The 19,598-nt window shown below is 44.3% G+C and carries 16 protein-coding genes and 1 pseudogene; 14 read left to right on the forward strand and 3 right to left on the reverse strand.

Annotated elements, in window-relative coordinates; all coding sequences use genetic code 11:
- Window positions 1-9 precede the first annotated feature (9 nt).
- Window positions 10-465, reverse strand: coding sequence for a hypothetical protein (locus tag GC097_RS33485; protein WP_171687589.1), 456 nt, complete (start codon window positions 463-465; stop codon window positions 10-12).
- A gap of 316 nt (window positions 466-781) precedes the next feature.
- On the opposite strand from GC097_RS33485, the gene GC097_RS33490 reads away from it, so the two are divergent.
- The 11 genes from GC097_RS33490 (at window position 782) to GC097_RS33540 (ending at window position 12,521) form a co-directional block, all read left to right on the forward strand.
- Entirely contained in the window at window positions 782-1,498 is a 717-nt protein-coding gene (locus GC097_RS33490) for a hypothetical protein (RefSeq protein WP_171687590.1), read from the forward strand.
- A 65-nt stretch (window positions 1,499-1,563) separates the two neighbouring features.
- Complete coding sequence (gene nikR, locus GC097_RS33495; RefSeq protein ID WP_171687591.1) at window positions 1,564-2,040, forward strand: nickel-responsive transcriptional regulator NikR; 477 nt, start codon at window positions 1,564-1,566, stop codon at window positions 2,038-2,040.
- Between the two features lie 179 nt (window positions 2,041-2,219).
- The gene (locus GC097_RS33500; protein ID WP_171687592.1) at window positions 2,220-3,818 is read left to right on the forward strand and encodes an ABC transporter substrate-binding protein; all 1,599 of its coding nucleotides are present in this window, start codon (window positions 2,220-2,222) and stop codon (window positions 3,816-3,818) included.
- A 19-nt stretch (window positions 3,819-3,837) separates the two neighbouring features.
- Window positions 3,838-4,827 (forward strand): ABC transporter permease, encoded by a 990-nt coding sequence (locus GC097_RS33505; RefSeq protein ID WP_171687593.1) that lies wholly within the window; start codon window positions 3,838-3,840, stop codon window positions 4,825-4,827.
- Window positions 4,824-5,690 (forward strand): ABC transporter permease, encoded by an 867-nt coding sequence (locus GC097_RS33510; protein WP_171687594.1) that lies wholly within the window; start codon window positions 4,824-4,826, stop codon window positions 5,688-5,690. The genes GC097_RS33505 and GC097_RS33510 overlap by 4 nt, the downstream gene beginning before the upstream one ends.
- 35 nt (window positions 5,691-5,725) lie before the next feature.
- Window positions 5,726-6,649, forward strand: a complete 924-nt coding sequence (locus GC097_RS33515; protein ID WP_171687595.1) for an ABC transporter ATP-binding protein — start codon at window positions 5,726-5,728, stop codon at window positions 6,647-6,649.
- A complete protein-coding gene (locus GC097_RS33520; protein WP_171687596.1) occupies window positions 6,639-7,259 on the forward strand; it encodes an ABC transporter ATP-binding protein in 621 nt (206 codons plus the stop codon). The genes GC097_RS33515 and GC097_RS33520 overlap by 11 nt, the downstream gene beginning before the upstream one ends.
- A 214-nt stretch (window positions 7,260-7,473) precedes the next feature.
- The gene (locus GC097_RS33525; RefSeq protein WP_246294602.1) at window positions 7,474-8,841 is read left to right on the forward strand and encodes a PepSY-associated TM helix domain-containing protein; all 1,368 of its coding nucleotides are present in this window, start codon (window positions 7,474-7,476) and stop codon (window positions 8,839-8,841) included.
- Window positions 8,842-8,936: 95 nt separating this feature from the next.
- On the forward strand, window positions 8,937-9,515 hold the full coding sequence (locus tag GC097_RS33530; protein ID WP_171687597.1) for a hypothetical protein: 579 nt from the start codon (window positions 8,937-8,939) through the stop codon (window positions 9,513-9,515).
- A gap of 95 nt (window positions 9,516-9,610) precedes the next feature.
- On the forward strand, window positions 9,611-11,824 hold the full coding sequence (locus GC097_RS33535; RefSeq protein WP_246294603.1) for a heavy metal translocating P-type ATPase: 2,214 nt from the start codon (window positions 9,611-9,613) through the stop codon (window positions 11,822-11,824).
- Between the two features lie 37 nt (window positions 11,825-11,861).
- A complete protein-coding gene (locus GC097_RS33540; RefSeq protein ID WP_171687658.1) occupies window positions 11,862-12,521 on the forward strand; it encodes a response regulator in 660 nt (219 codons plus the stop codon).
- 350 nt (window positions 12,522-12,871) lie between these two features.
- On the opposite strand, the pseudogene GC097_RS33545 reads toward GC097_RS33540, so the two are convergent.
- A pseudogene (locus tag GC097_RS33545) lies at window positions 12,872-13,063 on the reverse strand (winged helix-turn-helix domain-containing protein); the annotation flags it as partial.
- A complete protein-coding gene (locus GC097_RS34870; RefSeq protein ID WP_281364435.1) occupies window positions 13,047-13,181 on the reverse strand; it encodes a hypothetical protein in 135 nt (44 codons plus the stop codon). The gene GC097_RS34870 and the pseudogene GC097_RS33545, both read right to left, overlap by 17 nt.
- Window positions 13,182-13,376: 195 nt before the next feature.
- On the opposite strand from GC097_RS34870, the gene GC097_RS33550 reads away from it, so the two are divergent.
- From GC097_RS33550 to GC097_RS33560, 3 genes are all read left to right on the forward strand, one after another.
- Window positions 13,377-14,399: an ABC transporter substrate-binding protein gene (locus tag GC097_RS33550; protein ID WP_171687599.1), complete on the forward strand. Its 1,023-nt coding sequence runs from the start codon at window positions 13,377-13,379 to the stop codon at window positions 14,397-14,399.
- Window positions 14,396-15,388 carry a FecCD family ABC transporter permease gene (locus tag GC097_RS33555; RefSeq protein ID WP_171687600.1) on the forward strand — a complete coding sequence of 331 codons (993 nt, stop codon included), beginning with the start codon at window positions 14,396-14,398 and terminating at the stop codon, window positions 15,386-15,388. The genes GC097_RS33550 and GC097_RS33555 overlap by 4 nt, the downstream gene beginning before the upstream one ends.
- A gap of 191 nt (window positions 15,389-15,579) precedes the next feature.
- Window positions 15,580-19,416, forward strand: coding sequence for an RCC1 domain-containing protein (locus tag GC097_RS33560; protein WP_171687601.1), 3,837 nt, complete (start codon window positions 15,580-15,582; stop codon window positions 19,414-19,416).
- Window positions 19,417-19,598: the final 182 nt, after the last annotated feature.

Genomic DNA, 19,598 nt, shown 5'->3' on the forward strand with positions numbered 1-19,598 from the left:
TTTTTTAATTTAAGGTGTTTTAGATTCTTTAGGAGGAATTATCTCGGCATCTTCGGGTTTTGCTAATACTATATACCATTTATATCCAGTTAATCTTGTGGAAAAAGGTACATTTTCGTATATACTTCCATTCTGAGTATAATTAACGAAAAACTTATAATTTGCATCATCAATTTTTTGGGATTTTGTTATACTAAAATCGGATATTTTTACTGAATTAATGCTATTAGAAAAATTTTCTTTATTGGGTAAATTTGTTGCATCGAGCATTTGATATGCTTCATCTATCTTTTTTTCTGATACTGCAGTTAAGTAATTATTAACTAAATTTTCAGCTTGAACTTTTTGAGTGGTAGTCTGGTTAGTGTGTTGATCTTCACTTCTTTTAATAGACTCGCTACAACCAGTTATGCACAATACGATAAAAATTAATAAGAACATATCTCCAGTTCTAAATCTTTTCATGGTTACCTCCTTTTTTTACCAAATTATTAATTTTTAGATTATACATGTATTTGTCATTGCATACAATAGATAGAAAAATTATAAAATTTCGGTCATGATCCGATGGGCGTATTCAAGATAGTGGAGGAGCTTGCCGCGATGCAGCTTCTTTTTTGCATTGACGTCAAGGGCAGATTTCCTGAACAAGCAGCTCCTGCCCGACCTAAGTCTAGTAAAGGTAGCGACGATAGTCGGAAGTGGAAAGACACGACTTCGAGTAATCTTGAAAATGTCGGTGCTAAATTTGCATAATCATATTGAAAAGGAGATATTGATAGTGAATGAGTTACAAAATGCGCTAGCTGAGTTTATTGAATCAGGCTCACAAGCTAATCCTGCCTTGCGTACAGTCATCCATGATTATGCTAAGTATCATGCTGTACTCGTTATTATGGGTGGGCTCTTGGTGATCATTTTTGCATGGTTAAGCATCAGATTCTGGGCAAAATCCAAAAGAGTGCCTAAGGTAAGCGGGACTAAATGGAATTTTGAAAAAAAGGTATACTTTTCTTTTGGAATTATGAGTTGTTTTGTTACTTTATTGATGACTTTGATTGTAGTGGCAAACGCTACGAATACATTTAATCCGTTGCATGGATTTTCTTTGTTTGTTGATTCGTTTGTCATATCAGATGGAGTAACATACAAAGATGAATTACGCTATGCTTTTAATGAATGGATAAAGTCAGGCCATGCAAACATCCCTACAATTATTCAGCAGAAGATTCATGAACGTATTGAGTTTCATACTACAAAAGCAATGGTTTGCGGGGTTTTGTTGATCATATTCGTGGCACTTGGTATATCTCTTTGGAACGCTTTAATAAAAAGGACTACGGAAATGGATTCAAAATGGAGATATACAGAAAAGGCATACTTTGTGTTTGGAACTGCCACGGTTGGCCTTTCTCTATTATTGATGGTGATGGTTGTAGCGAATATTCAAGGGGCATTTACACCGTTGACCGCGTTTTTAGTAGGTTTGTTCGGATAGTTATTTGATAAAAAATCACATTATGATACATTAGAATAACATAGTGTCATTATGGAGGAATAACAATGTCTGAAAAAGAAGCCTTAACTCGGTTTGGTGTGTCCATGCCTAAATATTTAGTAGAGCAGCTAGATGGAATGATTTCCAAACAAGGCTATGAAAACCGTTCAGAAGCATTACGGGATCTAGTTAGAAAGGCGCTGCTCGAACCGGATCTTTTAGTGAAATCTCAAAGCGTTGCAGGAACGATTGTCATGGTATACGATCATCATGCAACGGATTTGCCTGCCATATTGACGGAAATTCAACATGATTACCACCATGAGATCATTTCAACCATGCACATCCATTTAAATCACAATCAATGCCTGGAAATCATCGTTGTGCGCGGATTGTTAGATAAAATACAGCAGCTTCATCAAACCATTCAAGTGCAAAAAGGGGTAGTATATGCTCAACTATCTGTTACGCACATTGATCAAGATGAGGATGCGAACCATCATAATCACCATCACCATGATTATCATCATGGGCATGAATAATCAATAGTGATATGGATATTTCAGAAGCGGTATCTTTTGGTTTAGTAACTTTACAGGAATTAATAAGTAAAAGCGCAAAATGCCAGGAATCATGGGCATTTTGCGCTCTATGCGTGCCACGTTTTACATAATTCATGCTACTAACTATTAAAATAAAGAAAAGTGGGGTCGTAACAAAGATGAAAAATCAATTCACTCGGTTTGCTATTATTCTTGTACTTGTATTAAGCGTGGCTTTGACGGGCTGTTCCTCTGCGACGAAGCAGGCTGCTCAAGCGCAAAAAGATGAACTTGTTTTATCCGTCGGTTCTGAACCCGATGCTGGCTTTGATCCAACAACAGGTTGGGGGCGTTACGGGTCTCCCATGTTTCAAAGCACGCTGCTTAAGCGGGACAGCCAAATGAAAATTGTCAATGACTTAGCTACGGGCTACGATGTGAATGCGGATGGAACGGTTTGGACCATAAAACTTCGCCAAAACGCCAAATTTTCGGACGGAAAGCCGGTAACTGCGGCAGATGTACAGTTTACTTTTGAGACCGCAGCGAAGAACGCATCGGTTATCGACCTGACGAATATGAAAAGCGTAGAAGCTGCGGATGATTATACCGTAAAATTCACGCTGAAAGAAGCACAGTCCACTTTCATTACCATTTTGGTTACTACAGGCATTATTCCAAAACACGCTTATGGAAAAGATTATGCACAAAAACCGATCGGATCAGGGCCGTACAAGATGGTTCAATGGGATAAGGGACAACAGCTTATCGTTGAGGCTAATCCGGAATATTACGGCACCAAACCTTATTTTAAAAAGCTGACTTTCCTGTTCTTGAAAGAAGATGCTTCATTCGCTGCCGCTAAAGCCGGTACTGTTGATATTGCCTACATACCATCCACTTTCAGTAAACAACCGATTAACGGTATGCGGCTTGAAGCTGTCAAAACGGTAGATAACCGCGGAATCATGTTTCCCTATGTTAAATCCGGAGAAAAAACGAAAGACGGCAATCCCATCGGAAACGATGTGACTGCAGATATCGCAATTCGTAAAGCAATCAATGTGGCGATTGACCGCAAAACACTTGTGAAAGGTGTGTTGGAAGACTACGGCTCCCCCGCTTATACGATCAATGACGGTCTTCCATGGTGGAATCCGAATACGGTATTTACGGATGCTGATGCCAATCAAGCCAAGAAAATACTTGCGGATGCAGGTTGGAAAGATGCAGAAGGCAGTGGCGTTTTGAAAAAGGATGCTTTAAAAGCCGAATTTACGTTAATTTATCCTTCTGGCGATGTTACACGACAATCGCTAGCGATTGCCGTAGCCGACATGGTGAAGCCGATTGGAATTAAAATCAATGTCAAGGGTAAAAGCTGGGACGATATTAAAAAGTCGATGTATAGCAATGCCGTTGTTTTGGGTTGGGGCAGTAACGATCCTTTAGAAATGTACAACGTGTACAGCAGTAAATATCGCGGCGTCGATTATTATAATTCTGGTTTCTATAGCAACCCTGCAGTTGATGAGTGGATGAACAAAGCTTTACAAGCGACTAATCATAAAACAGCAATGGAATATTGGAAAAAGGCTCAATGGGACGGTAAAAATGGTTTGAGCACTCAAGGTGATGCACCATGGGCATGGCTAGTAAACATCGATCATTTGTATCTTGTTAAGGACAAACTCGATATCGGCAAACAGCGAATTCATCCCCACGGCCACGGCTGGCCAGTAACGGATAATATCGAAGAGTGGGGCTGGAAGCAATAAGCGAGAAGGGGTACATGAGATGATTCGCAGTTTGGTTGCGTTTATAGGATTAAAGGTAGTCCGGCTGGCCTCTTTACTTTTTGCCATCAGCTTAATCTCATTTATACTTGTCAGCTTCTCACCTATTGACCCGGTTCAAGCTTATATAGGTGCAGACATGATGAGGGTAAGTCCGGAGCAGCGGATTCTGATCACACAGCATTGGGGATTGGATAAATCGCCCATCGAACAATTTGTTCGATGGGGGACTACTCTTCTTCATGGTGATTTAGGCACATCCATGATCTTCCGTCGGCCAGTAGCAGAGGTGATCTGTGAAAGGTTTCTAAACTCAATCTCTATGATGAGCACCGCCTGGCTACTATCAGGAATCATTGGTTTTATTGCTGGCGTCATTGCCGCTATGAAGAAGGATACTTGGATCGACAGGCTGATCAAGTGGTATTGCTACACATTGGCTTCTACACCAACTTTCTGGATGGGGCTGCTGCTCCTCATATTATTTGCAGTATGGCTTGGCTGGTTTCCAATTGCCTTAGGAGTGCCTGCTGGAGTGCTCTCCGAGCAGGTGACGTGGATGGATCGTATCCAGCATATGATCCTGCCTGCGATGACGTTAAGCATTGTAGGCATTTCCAGCATCGCTTTGCATACAAGGCAAAAGCTGCTGGATGTGCTTTCAAGCGACTACATATTATTCGCGAGAGCGAGAGGAGAACGGGGCTTCCGACTGTTTTGGAGGCACGGGCTGCGAAATGTTGCCTTACCGGCCGTGTCCCTGCAATTTACAGCATTTAGTGAGCTGTTCGGAGGCGCTGTTCTGGCGGAACAAGTCTTTTCGTATCCTGGTTTAGGGCAAGTAACCGTGGAGGCAGGGACGCGAGGAGATGTTCCGCTGCTGCTGGGAGTCGTTCTGTTCAGCGCGCTCTTTGTTTTCTCCGGCAACTTATTTGCGGATCTTATTTATCGGTTAGTAGATCCGAGGCTCAGGGAGAGGCGGATATTATGAGCATCCAGACAGTAGAACGAATCAAAGCTTCAAAAACAGGAATCCGCTTTAATCGCAGACAGCGCACGCTGATGATTACCATACTTGCAACCTTATTAGTCACGGGTACTTGGTTGTGCGGATTTATCCTCAGCTCCGAGAACCTTGACTCTCACTTGGAATTGCGCAACTTAGCGCCATCCTGGGAGCATCCTTTCGGCACGGATTGGCTTGGTCGGGATATGTTTACCCGTACCATCAAAGGGCTTTCCTTAAGTATTCGAGTAGGAATGACAGCAGCAGCCTCCAGTGTGCTGATTGCAGCCGCACTTGGATTAGCAGCTGCTACGATGGGGAAAACGGCAGATCGTATCATTGCGTGGCTTATCGATCTGTTTCTAGGCGTACCCCATTTGGTCACATTAATTCTGATTGCTTTTGTTTTGGGAGGCGGAATGAAAGGGGTTATTATTGGCGTAGCTCTAACGCATTGGCCAAGTCTCGCACGTGTCATACGTGCCGAAGTGATGCAGCTCAGGTCGGCGGAATACGTGCTGATTTCCCTTCGGTTGGGCAAATCCCGTTGGTGGGTAGCAACCAGACATATGCTGCCGCATTTGATTCCGCAGTTGTTAGTAGGTTTGCTGCTCCTTTTCCCTCATGCCATTTTGCATGAAGCATCTATTACATTTATCGGAATGGGATTATCTCCGCATCAACCCGCAATCGGGATTATCCTATCCGAATCCATGCGATATTTATCGGCAGGTATGTGGTGGCTGGCCATTTTCCCAGGACTTTGTTTGTTAATCGTCGTGCGGGCATTCGATATCATGGGCGAAAACTTGCGTATGCTTGTGGATCCTCATCGTTCACACGAGTAATACATAGATCCTGATTAAAGAAGGAGGCTATCCATATGCAAATACTTGAAGTGAATGATCTGTCCGTATCTTTCACCCAATACACCAGTGGATTGCGTCAGAGAACGATCAAAGTTATTCATGGTCTTCATCTTTCCATACAGGCAGGGGAAGTTCTGGCGGTGGTAGGTTCCAGCGGTTCAGGCAAAAGCGTACTGGCTCATGCCATCATGGGTATTCTCCCACGTAATGCGAACATCAACGGTACGATCCTGTATAAAGGGGAAGCCATCGATCCAGCTAGACAAGCCGCAATAAGAGGGAAGGAAATTGCCTTCATCCCCCAATCCGTTAATTATTTGGATCCTCTCATGCAAGTGGGAGCGCAAGTGCGGTTCTCTGTACAAAAGGGGGATCCTGCTATTGAACAAAAAAAAGCTTTTGAGAGGTATCAGTTGTCACCAAGCGTGGATAAGCTTTATCCATTCCAGCTGTCTGGGGGGATGGCCAGAAGGGTGCTTGTCTCTACGGCAACGGTTAGCGGAGCGCGGCTTGTGATTGCCGACGAGCCAACACCCGGACTGCACCCTGCGGTCGTGCAGGAAACGTTAAAACAATTCAGGGAACTTGCGGATCAGGGATGTGCGGTGTTGTTTATTACTCACGACATTGAGTCCGCGCTTCCCATTGCGGATAAAGTTGCCGTGTTCTATGCAGGGACAACCGTGGAGATTGCCTCGGCAAGTGATTTTTCCGGAGAAGGCCATTTGCTTCGACACCCTTACAGCAAAGCATTATGGAGAGCGCTGCCTCAAAATGAATTCCTTCCCATACCAGGCTTTCAGCCGCACCCTGATGCTTTGCCTGAGGGATGTTTGTTTGCGCCGCGTTGTGGGATGGCTACCTCAGAATGCTCCCGTGTAAGACCGGAAATGCGGGAACTGCGTGGCGGAATAGCGAGGTGTACACATGCTTCTTGAAGGTAAAAATCTTGGTTTTCGTTATGGTCGGGATGCATGGATATTTAGGGGAATGGACATTGCCTTGAAGCAAGGGGAAGTGGTAGGGCTTGTTGGACCGAGTGGATGTGGGAAAACCACCTTGGGCCGCCTTATCGCCGGCTATGAGTTACCGCATGAGGGCAGTGTTCAATTAAATGGCAGTCCTCCAGCCAAAAAGGGGTTTCATCCTGTTCAGCTTGTATTTCAACATCCGGAAAAAGCAGTCAACCCCCGTTGGCCCATGCATCGTATGCTTAACGAAGGCTGGCAACCTGACGCGGATTTGCTGCGGTCGCTAGGCATTGAGAAGGAATGGCTGCAGCGATGGCCTAATGAGCTGTCCGGCGGAGAACTTCAACGATTTTGCATCGCAAGGGCACTTGGGCCTGAAACTCGTTTTCTGATTGCTGATGAAATGACTACGATGCTGGACGCAATTACGCAAGCGCAGATATGGCATGCGGTGCTGGATATCGCTAAGGAGCGAAATTTGGGTGTGCTCGTCATAAGTCATGAGAGGAAGTTGATCCAAAGGCTTTGCAGCAGGGTTATCGAGTGGAACGGAGAAACGGAACGTTCCACTGGATGACCACGGCAGCAGGGATGGGCGGCCTCATCCGTGCCGGGGAGAGGCCGCGCTCCAACGTTCAAGTTTAGACAAAGACCTAGCCGTCAGGCTAGGCTTTTTTTGTTCAAATATTAGTTGCAACTATAGCTCTTTTGAGTCATTTCAAATGATCACCTTCCAAGTATACTTTAGTCAGTTCATTCGACTTGTGTAGAAAAGGGAGCGTAGTTAAAGTATGAATCTTGGAGTTGAAATGGCTAATGGGGGGCCACAACAGACAAAAGCCAAACATGTGTATGCGGCTATCTGGAGGTGGCATTTTTACGCTGGAATGATATTTGCACCGTTCTTGGTTATTTTGGCGGTAACTGGAGGCATCTATTTATTTAAACCGCAAATTGAGTCCAAAATGTACAAAGATTATTATTACGTGCAACAAGGGCAGCAGCAATTAACGGTACAGGAACAAATACAGAAAATGAACCAAGTTTATCCGGAGGCAAAGCTAAAGAAAATAAAGCCATCGTACGCACCTGATCGGTCTACCGAATTCGAAGTGAGCAATAGAGGGCAATCGATGCTTATCTATGTCAATCCCTATGACGGGAAAGTGCTAGGTGACATTAACCCTAATACGAAGCTTATGCAATTGATCCGAGATTTTCACGGAAAACTGATGATGGGTACAACAGGGGATCGGATTATTGAATTATCGGCTTGTTGGGCCATGATTTTATTGATCACGGGGATCTATCTATGGTGGCCTAGAGGTAAGAAATCCATATACGGTATCATACTTCCACGCATGCATAATGGGAAACGAGTGTTCTGGCGTGATATGCACGCTGTGACGGCATTCTGGTTATCACTCTTTATTGCGGCATTAATTCTAACGGGGTTGCCTTGGTCTGGAATTATGGGTACTTATATCAATAAAACAGCTACATACCCTCAGGGATTTTTCTCCTTTGATCCGCAAAAGCCACAGTCGACGATACCGACTAAGGATGTGGTCAGCGGCGTTCCATGGGCGGCAGAACAGCTTCCGATGCCGAATTCCACTCCAGGCATGAGTGGTGTCATTTCTATTGAGCAAGTGATGAATATTGGTAAAAGCAACGAACTGGCCCCTGGTTATCAAATTGCTCTTCCTGCAGATGAAAAAGGGGTATACACGATTTATTCAACCACTGCAGATCCGAAGAAACAAACGACCCTTCATATTGATCAATATAGCGGGAAAGTGTTGGCAGATCAGCGATTTAAGGATTTTAGTTTCATGGCTAAAGCTGTAACGATTGGTATCGCTTTGCACCAAGGTGAGTATTTTGGTGTGATTAATCAAATTATATGTTTGCTTGTTTGTCTCGGTATTATTTTAGTTGCAGTCAGCGGAGTTGTCATGTGGTGGATGCGAAAACCCGAGGGAAGAGTAGGAGCGCCAGCATTGCCAAAAGATTTCAAAATGGTCAAGTGGGTGGCGTTGATTACCCTTGTACTAGGTATTGTATTTCCTTTGGTTGGTATCTCTTTATTAATCGTACTATTGTTGGATGCATTGATTATTCGTAGAATACCAGCTCTGAAACAGCTTCTAGGATAATGAAGTGTGTCAGGTTAAGCGTCATGCATAATATACCATCACCATAGACTAGAAAGTGGGCTTATTGAAATTTCACGAAGAGGTGAGGGTCTTTGATGGAATTGAGTAAAAAGGTTTTTTTGAAAATATGTGGTTTATGCATGATATTGATCGTAATCTCCCCGGGATTACCCGTTGCAGCGCATGAACATGGGGGAGACTCAGCCACAGAGATCCAAATGGGACCGTCTCAATTAACGATAAACACAAGTATTGCATCTTTGATTTTCGTTCTGTTGATTGTCCTTGTTCTTATTTTCCATCTACGTTCAAAGAGCGCGCTTTTATCTAAAATGACGGGTATGATGGCCGCGATGACAATTGCTATGGTATCAAGTCTGATTGTCGGTACAATAGCAGGAATTGTATTGGAAAGCTTATTTTTTTCAACCGTTATCGGTGTCACTTTTGGGATGATTGTAGGTTATCTATCCGGCAGATCCTTACATCTTCTTGCGTCCCTGGATGGCATGTTAGCTGGATTGATGGGAGGTATGATGGGAGCGATGTTGGGGGTGATGGTGATCTCAGACTATCCTACACTTTCCATTATTTTTATGGATATTGTCTTGGCAATTTCCATGTTAGTTCTATATAAGCTGTTGGATGACGAGGAACTTCATCATACTGCATGACTCGAAAGAGCTATTTTCAAGGAATCTAGCATGTTCCTGGACTACACCCCATATAGTTGCAAGTAAGTGCGGAGATTGTATGGGAGGTGGAGAAGTTGAACGAACATTCAGGGTTTCAAAAAATAAGCTTAAAAATAGAGGGAATGACTTGTGCGGCATGCTCTGCGCGTATTGAGAAAGTCGTTGGTAAAATGGCTGGCGTTCATGAAATCGTCGTCAATTTACCGTTGGGACGTGCCGCGTTAGTGTTGGACTCCGATTCTGAACTTAGAGGGCGGGTTGTTGAGCGTATCGAGAAATTGGGATACTCCGCAGGAAAGTTTGAAGAAGCGAGCGAGTCTCAGAAAACGGTGCTTGGTCTAGGTGCAAAACTGCTTATCTCCGCGCTATTGACGCTGCCTCTTTTGTGGGCAATGGTTCGTCATTATACGTTGACATCCGGAATTTGGATTCCTGAGCTATTTCTTCAGCCGTGGTTTCAATGGATACTTGCTACGCCGGTTCAATTTGTTATAGGTGCTCCATTTTACTTTAATGCTTGGAAGGCTGTAAAAAGCAAAAGTGCCAATATGGATGTACTTATCGTTCTTAGTACGACTAGCGCATATTTATACAGTCATTACATGACGATGCACATGCTGCATTCGGGTGGAGCTGACCCGCACTCGGTGTATTTTGAGACAAGCGCCATGATTATTACCGTTGTGCTGCTTGGTAAATGGTTGGAATCTTCCGCCAAAAAGAGAAGTATGAAGACGATTCATCAACTACGCCGACTAAGTCCGCAAACAGTAACAATCCTCAGAAGTGAGAACCACCCAGAGACAATAGGGTTAAATAGCGTCAAGATTGGGGATACGCTCCTGATCCTTCCCGGCGAAATCGTTCCTGCGGATGGACGAGTTATGAGTGGCAGGTCTGCGGTTGATGAGTCTTTCATTACTGGAGAATCTGTACCTGTGGAGAAACGCCAATATGACCGCCTGATTGGCGGATCAGTAAATAGGGACGAAGTCATGACTATGCAAGTGACGGCTCTTGGACCTCAAACTGCGCTCGGCAAGATGATCCATTTAATGGAGGAAGCACAGGCCTCGAAGGCCGAGATCGGGCGATATGTAGATCGCATCGCTGCTGTGTTCGTTCCTGCTGTTTTGGTGCTTGCATTGCTGACATTGTGTATGTGGTCCTTATGGCTTACTCCGGGGGATTTCAAAGGGGCACTATTCAAAGCAATAGCCGTACTTGTTATCGCTTGCCCTTGCGCTTTAGGGTTGGCGACGCCAACTTCGATCCTGGTCGGTACGAGCCGTGCTTTGGAGTCGGGGATTCTATTCAAAGAAGGCAAGTATGTGGAACAGCTGCAGCAGATCGATATCATTTTACTGGATAAAACAGGGACACTTACTTATGGAACACCCCGAGTGACAGACATCGTCACGGATTCGGGCCAGGAACATCGCCTTCTTCGCTTACTTGCTGCTGCTGAGAATGGAATAGAACATCCCTATGCGAAAGCGATTGTGAAAGAAGCCGCTCGGCGCGGACTCCAGATGAAAGAAACGTCTTCCTCTCAAGCACTAACAGGTTTGGGTGTGACGGCGCGAGTAGATAAACATGAAATTCTTATCGGATCTAGAGCTTTTATGAGTCAGGCTGAAATTTCCATGCAGAAGTTTGCACCAATAACAGAACAGTTAGAGAGGGAAGGAAAGACGATACTATTTGCAGCGGTGAACGGTGTGCCTGCAGGGTTAATCGCGCTCATGGACACATTAAAGTCATCTACGCCTCAAGCTATACGACGGTTGAAAAAGATGGGCATCGTCGTCGCCATGGTAACCGGCGATCACCGTAAAACAGCCAATGCGATAGGGGATAGAGCTGGAATAACAGCCATTTATGCGGAAATGCTGCCGCAGGATAAAGTTCATTTGGTAAGAACACTGCAGTCAAAAGGGAAACGTGTTGCAATGGTCGGCGATGGCGTGAATGATGCGCCTGCGTTGGCAGCGGCAGATATTGGCATTGCTGTGGGGACAGGTTCAGAAATCGCCAAGGACGCAGCAGATATCAATTTGCTTCATAGCGACTTGGGGGGAGTTGCGGATGCCATCGTGATGAGCCGGAAGACGATGCGCAATATTCGCCAAAATTTAATTTTCGCACTCATGTATAATGTCTTGGCTATACCTCTTGCGTTCATGGGTTTAATGACACCGTGGATCGCTGGAACCGCTATGGCGCTAAGTTCTGTATCCGTCGTAGCGAATGCTAGCAGACTGCAAAGAGCATCTTGGCGAAATTAATTTGCGTCTAAATAAAAGAAAGGAAGGAGGAATCATAATGTCTCAGCCCTTTCGGGTTATCATAGTAGACGATCATCCTCATGCCAGGGAAGGGATCCAAAGTATTATAAGAATGGATCCTTCTTTTGAAATTGTTGCTGAGGGAAGAAATGGTGCAGAGGCGATCAGGCTTACAGAACAATGGATGCCCGATATCATTTTGATGGATATTAATATGCCGCAAATGGATGGTCTAGAGGCTACAAAGCAAATTAAAGAAAAATTCCCCTATGTGAAAATCGTAATGGTCACTGTATCCGATGATATCACCCATTTGTTTGAAGCGCTGAAGAAAGGGGCACAGGGTTATCTGCTCAAAAATTTGAGCCCGAACTCCTGGCATGAATATTTAAAAGCCATTGCAGTTGACGAAGCTCCTATGTCCAGAGAGCTCGCTTTACGATTATTGCAAGAATTCACACCTAAGGAAAAGCAGGAGGCACCTAACGCATTTATTACCGGACGTGAACGAGAAATACTGGAATGGGTCGCAAGCGGAAAATCCAACCGATTAATTTCAGAAGGATTGTGTATCTCTGAATATACAGTGAAAAATCATTTGAAGAACATTATGCAGAAATTGCAAATGGACAACCGGGTACAGCTTACCAGATATGTATTTGAGCAGGGATGGCTGAGAAGGAAGATAGATAAATAGATTCAAAAGAGGGTTCTGCAAGGATTACGCACTTGCAGGACTCTTTTTTTCGAACACTCAACGAATAAATAATTCCTATAGATGCTATAGGAAAATCTCCCGCTAAATTACTCGAATGATGGCCTTACAGGGAATTTAGAAGGAAAACCTCCCGTTAATTTGACCGGATCTAGTAGATTCTCATGAAATCAGTGCAGATAGAGGGAGTTTTTCCAGCTAAATGGATCTAATAAGCATCTTCAGTCCTTTTAGAGGGAAATTATCCCTTATTTTTACCACGGATACATTACTGGCTGTCCCACATGTCATAGAAATGACTAGGGATCACTTATGGGTCAGCCTAGTTATTATCAGACGATTAAATTCACTACTTCCATCCGATATCCGAAGCCCCATATGGTTCGAATCATTGAGGCTGCGGCTGGTGAATAGATATACATTTTTTCGCGAAATCGTTTGATATGGGTATCCACTGTTCGATGATCGCGGCTATCTTCGTAATTCCATATCTCTTTTATAAGCATCTCACGCGTACAGATCTTTCCACACCTGCTTCAAAGCCGAGAATACGGTCTGACTCATCGCTTTTTGCCGTAATCTAATGCGTTCATCAGCATCTGCAATTAATATTTTGTAAGTCAATTGAGTCATAATTCTCACCTCTCATTGTTTTCCATTGTATCGCTAAGAACATCTGATGGCATGACTCAATGGGGTTATTTAACAGACAAGTCATTGAACATTTAGCAACAATTCTTCACATAATTCCCGGTTAAATAGCACTTTGGAGTCATCTCATACCCTAAATATTGCTATATGATCAATGGCATATGAAACTTAAAGGAGTGTATGTTATTGAAGCGTTTAGGGTTAATTATTGCAAGTATATTCGTGTTATCAACAATAGTTATGGGGTGTTCCGCGTCGAAGCCTACGGAAATTTCTTCTCCGAAACCTGCTGTCACTGAACAGACAACGTCAACTAAGCCTACTCCTAGTACTGCTCCGCTGAATGGAGATTTTATAACTTTCAAAGACAGTACGAAGCAAGAAATAACGTTAAAGGACAAACCGCAGCGCGTTATATTGTTAAATACAGAAGTTCAGGAGTTGTTCTACCAGGCGGGGGGCAAAGCTGTTGGATTGGCGACTGCTCCGGGCATTCCTGTTCCAGAGATGGCCAAGGATGCCGCACGGGTCGGTACAATTAACCAAGTTAGCTTGGAAAAATTGATGAGCTTGAAACCTGATCTGGTTATAGGGCAATCTATGTTCCATGCTTCCTTGAAAGATTCATTAGCATCTTCTAAAGTGCCCCTGGCCTTAATGGATATCAAGAGCTATGAGGATATAAAAGCTGCTGCGGAGCTATTTGGGAAAATAGCGGGGAAAGAAGCAGAGACTATGGCTGCGCTTGATCAAACGGAGCAAAATATGCAAACGGTATTAAGCAAGCTCCCACAACAAAGTCCCAAGTTTGCGATGATCACCATCATGCCAACGGGGATTAGTGTACAGAAGAATTCGACGATTTCATTGGACGTCGCCAGTCGCTTGAAGCTAAAAAATGTCGCTGAATCCCTCCCATCGGGTAGGATGCCAAGTTCTGCACCTTACAGTTTGGAAAAGCTTGTTGAATTAGATCCGGACTTTGTATTCTTCCTCGTGCACGGCACAGAAGACTATGGTAAAGAGAAACTCAAATCTGACATAGAGAGTAATCCTGCCTGGAAGACTTTAAGAGCGGTTAAAGAAAATAAAATCTATTTCCTTCCGTCATCGCTATTTGTGACTAATCCTGGATTTCACTTCGATCAATCTTTATCCTATCTAGCTAGACTAGTTTATCCGGATATTTATGGTAGTGTAGCAAAATGATCATTTATCAAAAAAATGTCATATGGCGCTCGGGTATGCTTGTTGTACTTGCATTATTCGCTTTGTTAGGTTTAGTTTTGAGTCTTATATGTGGGGCGGTAAATATTACGATACCGGATGTATTACGTTCGTTATTCGGTGGACAGAGCACTTATCACGATATTATTTGGAATATCAGACTGCCAAGAACAATCGTTGCTGCGTTAGTAGGTATCAGTCTTTCGTTATCAGGAGCACTGCTGCAAGGCGTCATGCGTAATTCTATGGCTGATCCACATATCATTGGTGTTTCCTCAGGTGCGGGTCTATTTGGAATTGGTATTCTTATCTTATTTCCCGCTTATGCGTATCTACTTACACCCGTTGCATTCGTTGGTGCTATTGGGGCTGCTTTACTGATTTATCTTATGGCTTGGCGTGGCGGAGTAAGTCCGCTCAGGGTCATTCTTGCAGGTGTAGCTGTGTCTGCTCTGCTGAATTCCGGCATTTCGGCTTTACTCACTTTTTACAGTGATCGAGTAGGGGGAGCCCTGATGTTCATGACTGGAGGGCTTTCAGCACGAAGCTGGCCGCATGTTTATATCCTTCTTCCATATACGTTAGTAGGAACCATACTTGCTTTGATGGGGAGCCAACGACTAAACATTATGGCGCTTGGGGATGCACAGGCGAAGGGATTAGGTCTGCGTGTGGAATTACACAGGGTATACTTTACAGCAATCGCTACATTGCTTGCAGCCAGCACTGTCAGCGTAGTAGGACTGCTTGGTTTTGTAGGAATGATTGTGCCTCATTCTGCTCGTTTGCTCATTGGCAGCGATTATCGCTGGCTGCTTCCGGCATGTGTATTACTAAGCGTAGGTGTACTTACTATTTCTGACACTATAGCTCGAATTTTATTTGCACCTGTTGAACTGCCGGTAGGCATTGTAATGGGTGTGCTTGGAGCGCCATTTTTTTTGTATTTAGTGCGCAGAAGGGTATTGTAGCGACACATATACTGTACCAAAAGAATAGAGCCAGCTTGTCTAAATCAGACGTAATTTATTCACGCATCCCCCCCGAATGGGGGATTTTTTTGTCGAAAAATAAGGGATATAGTTGTGAAGATGCAAATTTGAGGCGGCACATTCGCAGCTCTTCAGAGTCTGTATTTAGTATAAGCGTAGGGGGAAATGGGATGAGGAATACTTTAGTCAAAAAGCTGCTATCCTTAATTGTCATAGCATGCCTATTATTTTCGTCGTTTGGTGTCGCATTTGGTGCGACTGCAGCCGGGACATCGGATCTTCAAGGGCATTGGGCGGCTAGCAAAATTTCTGCATGGATCGATAAAGGATTCATTAAAGGATATGACGACGGCAGTTTTAAGCCGGATAACCAAATTACAAGAGCGGAATTCATTGCTTTGATCAATCGCTCGTTTGGATTTACCGAAACGTCAGATATCGCATTCCGCGATGTGGCGTCCGATAATTGGGCGCATGCCGAAGTAGCCAAAGCTGTTAAAGCCGGCTATATCAGTGGCTATGCAGACGGGACGATTGGCATCAATAAGCCGATTAGTCGTCAAGAGGCAGCGGTAATCGTAAGCCGGTTATTGACATTAAATACGGCAACTGACGCTGCGAATGCAGCTTTCATAGATGCTAGCCAAATGGCAGCTTGGAGCAAGGACGCCATCGGTGAAGTGGTGGCTGCGCAAATTATGAATGGTTATGATGCCGATCATAGCTTTAAACCATTGGCACCTATTACACGTGCGGAAGCGGTTGTTACCTTAGATCGCGCTCAAGCCGCACAAACCACCGTGGTTTATCAAGCAGCAGGTACATACGGTCCGGAAACTGGCGTTGAGACAATTAAAAAGAATGTAACGGTAAATGCAGCAGGTGTCACGCTTCGGAATATGGTCATTAACGGTGATCTCTTGTTGGCTGAAGGCATCGGCAATGGCGATGCGTTCTTAGAGAATGTTAAAGTCACTGGTAAAGTTACCGTACAAGGCGGTGGCGAGAATAGTATTCATTTTAATAACTCCGTACTGGTTGACATTATTATTGACAAGAAATCTGGGACCGGTACAGTTCGTATCGTTTCTGAAGGGACTACGACGGTTGCTTTAGTAACTGTAAAATCCCCGGCTATTCTGAAAGAAACCAATTTAACAGGGAATGGTTTTGGCAATGTCAATATGAGTTCGCTTCCGGCTGGTTCAAAAGTTACGTTGGCCGGCTCCTTCAATACGGTAAATGTGAGCTCACAGCAATTACAAATTGACATGCCCGAAGGTTCGATTCAGAAAATGAATGTCACATCGACATCAACAGGAATGGTACTTAACCTTAGCGATGGAGCGAAAATTAATGATCTCGTCCTAGATGCTATCATAAAAATGCTAGGTAAAGGTACGATTGTTTTGGCAACTATGAATGTAGGCGGTTCTACATTTGAGACACCTCCGACTAAGACAACTACCACAACTACACCTACACCGGCGCCGACGTCAGCACCATCGTCCTCATCCTCGTCACCGTCAACACCGGAACCAGAACCAACGCAAACACCAGAACCAACATCAACACCGGCACCAACGTCAACGCCAGAACCAACTTCAACACCAGCACCATCGCAAACACCAGCACCAACGCCAACGCCATCTAGCCCGCCAGTAGACACCGCTAATGAAGATATAACAGCGGCGAAGGCGCTTCTTACAGCAGATACAATCCGCAATACCAACACAGCATTGACTGCAGTAATAGCAGACTTAACCTTGAGTACAGCGGGATCAAATGGTACTACCATTGCCTGGCGTTCAGAAGACACGGCAATCGATACGAATTCAGGTGCTGTTACTCGCCCTGCTTACACGGAAGGTAATCGCGTCGTGCATTTGACGGCAACGATTACGAAAGACGCAGGAACACCCCAAACGAAAGAGTTTGAGGTAACGGTATTAAAGGATACGTCGGATACGGACGGTCGATTACTCGCCTTACATCTAAATAATGTTACATTGAGTCCGGCATTTTCTCCGGATATTCAGCATTATGAAGCAACCGTACCGTTTATTGTCACAAACACAAAAATAACAGCGATACCAATGAATCCTAATGCAGATATACGTTTAAACTATGAAGATGATACTAAGCTGTTGCTAGTAGGATCTAATGAGGTACAAATTTACGTCAACCATGCAGATGAAGATGGATATGACATTTACACCGTTCAAATCCATAGGCTGGCAATCGACGTAGTGGCCCAAGCAGCGGCCATTGCAACGATCAAAGCCTACCATGGGGAAGATATCGACTTGATTCACGTTCTAAATACAGCAACTGGAAGGAATACAGCTATTCCCGTTAATGTAAACTTCTATAGAGATGCTATTCTTGCTGCAGAGCCAGGTGACCTGGATACGGCAGAAGATATATTATGGATGATCGACGATGTCAACGAAGCGAATGAAGTGCCTCCTGCTAACAAAACAAATTTAATCTCAGCCATCTCTCAGGCAGCTGCGTTGCTTAGCAATCACTCAGTTGGGCTAGAGACAGGGAATGTTTCGCAAGAAGTTCATAACGCCTACGAAGCTGCAATCGCAGCAGCATCTGCTGTACAGGCATCTGCAATCGCAACTCAGAATGATGTGGATGCGGCCGTTATGGCACTATCTTCAGCTACTGCTGCCTTCCGTGCAGCCATTCTTGTTCCCATTCCTACATTTACTGTGGATGGCAGCCTCTCTAATCACATGCCGATGATCACGGTCGCTAATGTAGCAGCTGGCGATCAAATCACTGTCTACGATACGGATGGCACGTCTGTGATCGGATCCGGTAAGGCTGCAGGAACGTCAATCACCATGGCAATTGATCCGTTAACGGTAGGTACGCACACTCTGAAAGTAAAGTCCGTAGATTCATCGGGTCAGTCCAGTGTCTACTCGGCAGGAGTGAGTTATGTCGTCCAAGCCATTTCCATTTTGCCGGCAAATCGAATTTCTGAAAGCCAAGCCCATATCGCCACGCTGGCTGCAAATGGCCAAGTCTATACGTGGGGTTATAACTATGGCGGGCAAATTGGAGACGGTACGCAAACGCCTCGTACCCAAAAATTCGCAGTTCCAAACTTGCCTTTAAACATCATCGCCGTACAAGCAGGTGAAGGATACACAGCTGTACTAACAGCCGACGGACATATTTGGAAATGGGGCTACTATGATTTAACCGGTCCTAAAAAAATAGCTGGCATCGATCATGTCGTTTCAATTTCTGCAGAGGGAACGAATGTCTTTGCTTTAAAAAGTGACGGTACCGTATGGAAATTTGCAATTTATGCAACTCCGACGCAAGTTCAGGGATTAGATCATGTCATAGCCGTTCGAGGTGAATGGTCCGATGTAGGAATTGCCTTAAAGGCTGACGGCACAGTCTGGGCTTGGGGAGCTAACGATAATGGGCAGCTTGGCGATGGAACGGGTGTAAATAAACCGGCACCGGTCAAAATCGAGGGCCTGCCTTTCATCGTTGATATCAGAAATGGGGATCAACATTCCTTAGCTTTAAGCGTAACTGGTGCTGTCTATGCTTGGGGTTTCAATGCTATGGGTCAAATTGGAAATGGGACAACAAATAATCAATTAGCGCCTTATGAAGTCGAGGGTTTATCTAACATAACTCAAATTGGGGCTGGGAATTATTATTCTTTCGCCATTGATAATCAAGGCAAGATGTTTTCATGGGGCGCCAATTGGAATGGAAGTCTAGGCATAGGGTCGTTTGATAACCGGAATACGCCTACCCTCATTGCAACGAACTTAACCAATGTTCTGGCAATAACAGGTGGAGAAGGAAGTACGAGCATTGCATTGCAGTCCAATGGTGATATTTGGACGTGGGGCAACGCTTCCGATGGCCTTCTCGGAAGCGGTGAAACCTCTAACCGGCCTACACCTGGTAAAGTGGCTAACTTTAACCTGTTTAATGACCCGGCAACCTTGAATCCAGATTAACACTAGCTTTTATGAAAAAAGATAATGAAAATAGGGGTTGCCTTCCCAGTAGGATGTTCTACAGGGAGGGCGGCCTCTTGCCTATAAAGCCATAGCAAATATTTTCATGTTTATAAGAAAAGGCATTTTAAATAAAATGTCGAATTAAATACAAAAAAGTCGAAATGGTATTCCGTAAAGTC

It is taken from the genome of Paenibacillus planticolens (genome assembly GCF_013141725.1).
Lineage (GTDB): Bacteria > Bacillota > Bacilli > Paenibacillales > NBRC-103111 > Paenibacillus_E > Paenibacillus_E planticolens.

Bases quoted from the DNA above. Each gene is read 5' to 3' on its own strand.
- GC097_RS33485 (WP_171687589.1), bottom strand. From the start codon at position 465: ATGAAAAGATTTAGAACTGGAGATATGTTCTTATTAATTTTTATCGTA.
- GC097_RS33560 (WP_171687601.1), top strand. From the start codon at position 15,580: ATGAGGAATACTTTAGTCAAAAAGCTGCTATCCTTAATTGTCATAGCA.
- GC097_RS33525 (WP_246294602.1), top strand. From the start codon at position 7,474: ATGAATCTTGGAGTTGAAATGGCTAATGGGGGGCCACAACAGACAAAA.
- GC097_RS33520 (WP_171687596.1), top strand. From the start codon at position 6,639: ATGCTTCTTGAAGGTAAAAATCTTGGTTTTCGTTATGGTCGGGATGCA.
- GC097_RS33500 (WP_171687592.1), top strand. From the start codon at position 2,220: ATGAAAAATCAATTCACTCGGTTTGCTATTATTCTTGTACTTGTATTA.
- GC097_RS33505 (WP_171687593.1), top strand. From the start codon at position 3,838: ATGATTCGCAGTTTGGTTGCGTTTATAGGATTAAAGGTAGTCCGGCTG.
- GC097_RS33555 (WP_171687600.1), top strand. From the start codon at position 14,396: ATGATCATTTATCAAAAAAATGTCATATGGCGCTCGGGTATGCTTGTT.
- GC097_RS33515 (WP_171687595.1), top strand. From the start codon at position 5,726: ATGCAAATACTTGAAGTGAATGATCTGTCCGTATCTTTCACCCAATAC.
- GC097_RS33530 (WP_171687597.1), top strand. From the start codon at position 8,937: ATGGAATTGAGTAAAAAGGTTTTTTTGAAAATATGTGGTTTATGCATG.
- GC097_RS33540 (WP_171687658.1), top strand. From the start codon at position 11,862: ATGTCTCAGCCCTTTCGGGTTATCATAGTAGACGATCATCCTCATGCC.
- GC097_RS33510 (WP_171687594.1), top strand. From the start codon at position 4,824: ATGAGCATCCAGACAGTAGAACGAATCAAAGCTTCAAAAACAGGAATC.
- nikR (WP_171687591.1), top strand. From the start codon at position 1,564: ATGTCTGAAAAAGAAGCCTTAACTCGGTTTGGTGTGTCCATGCCTAAA.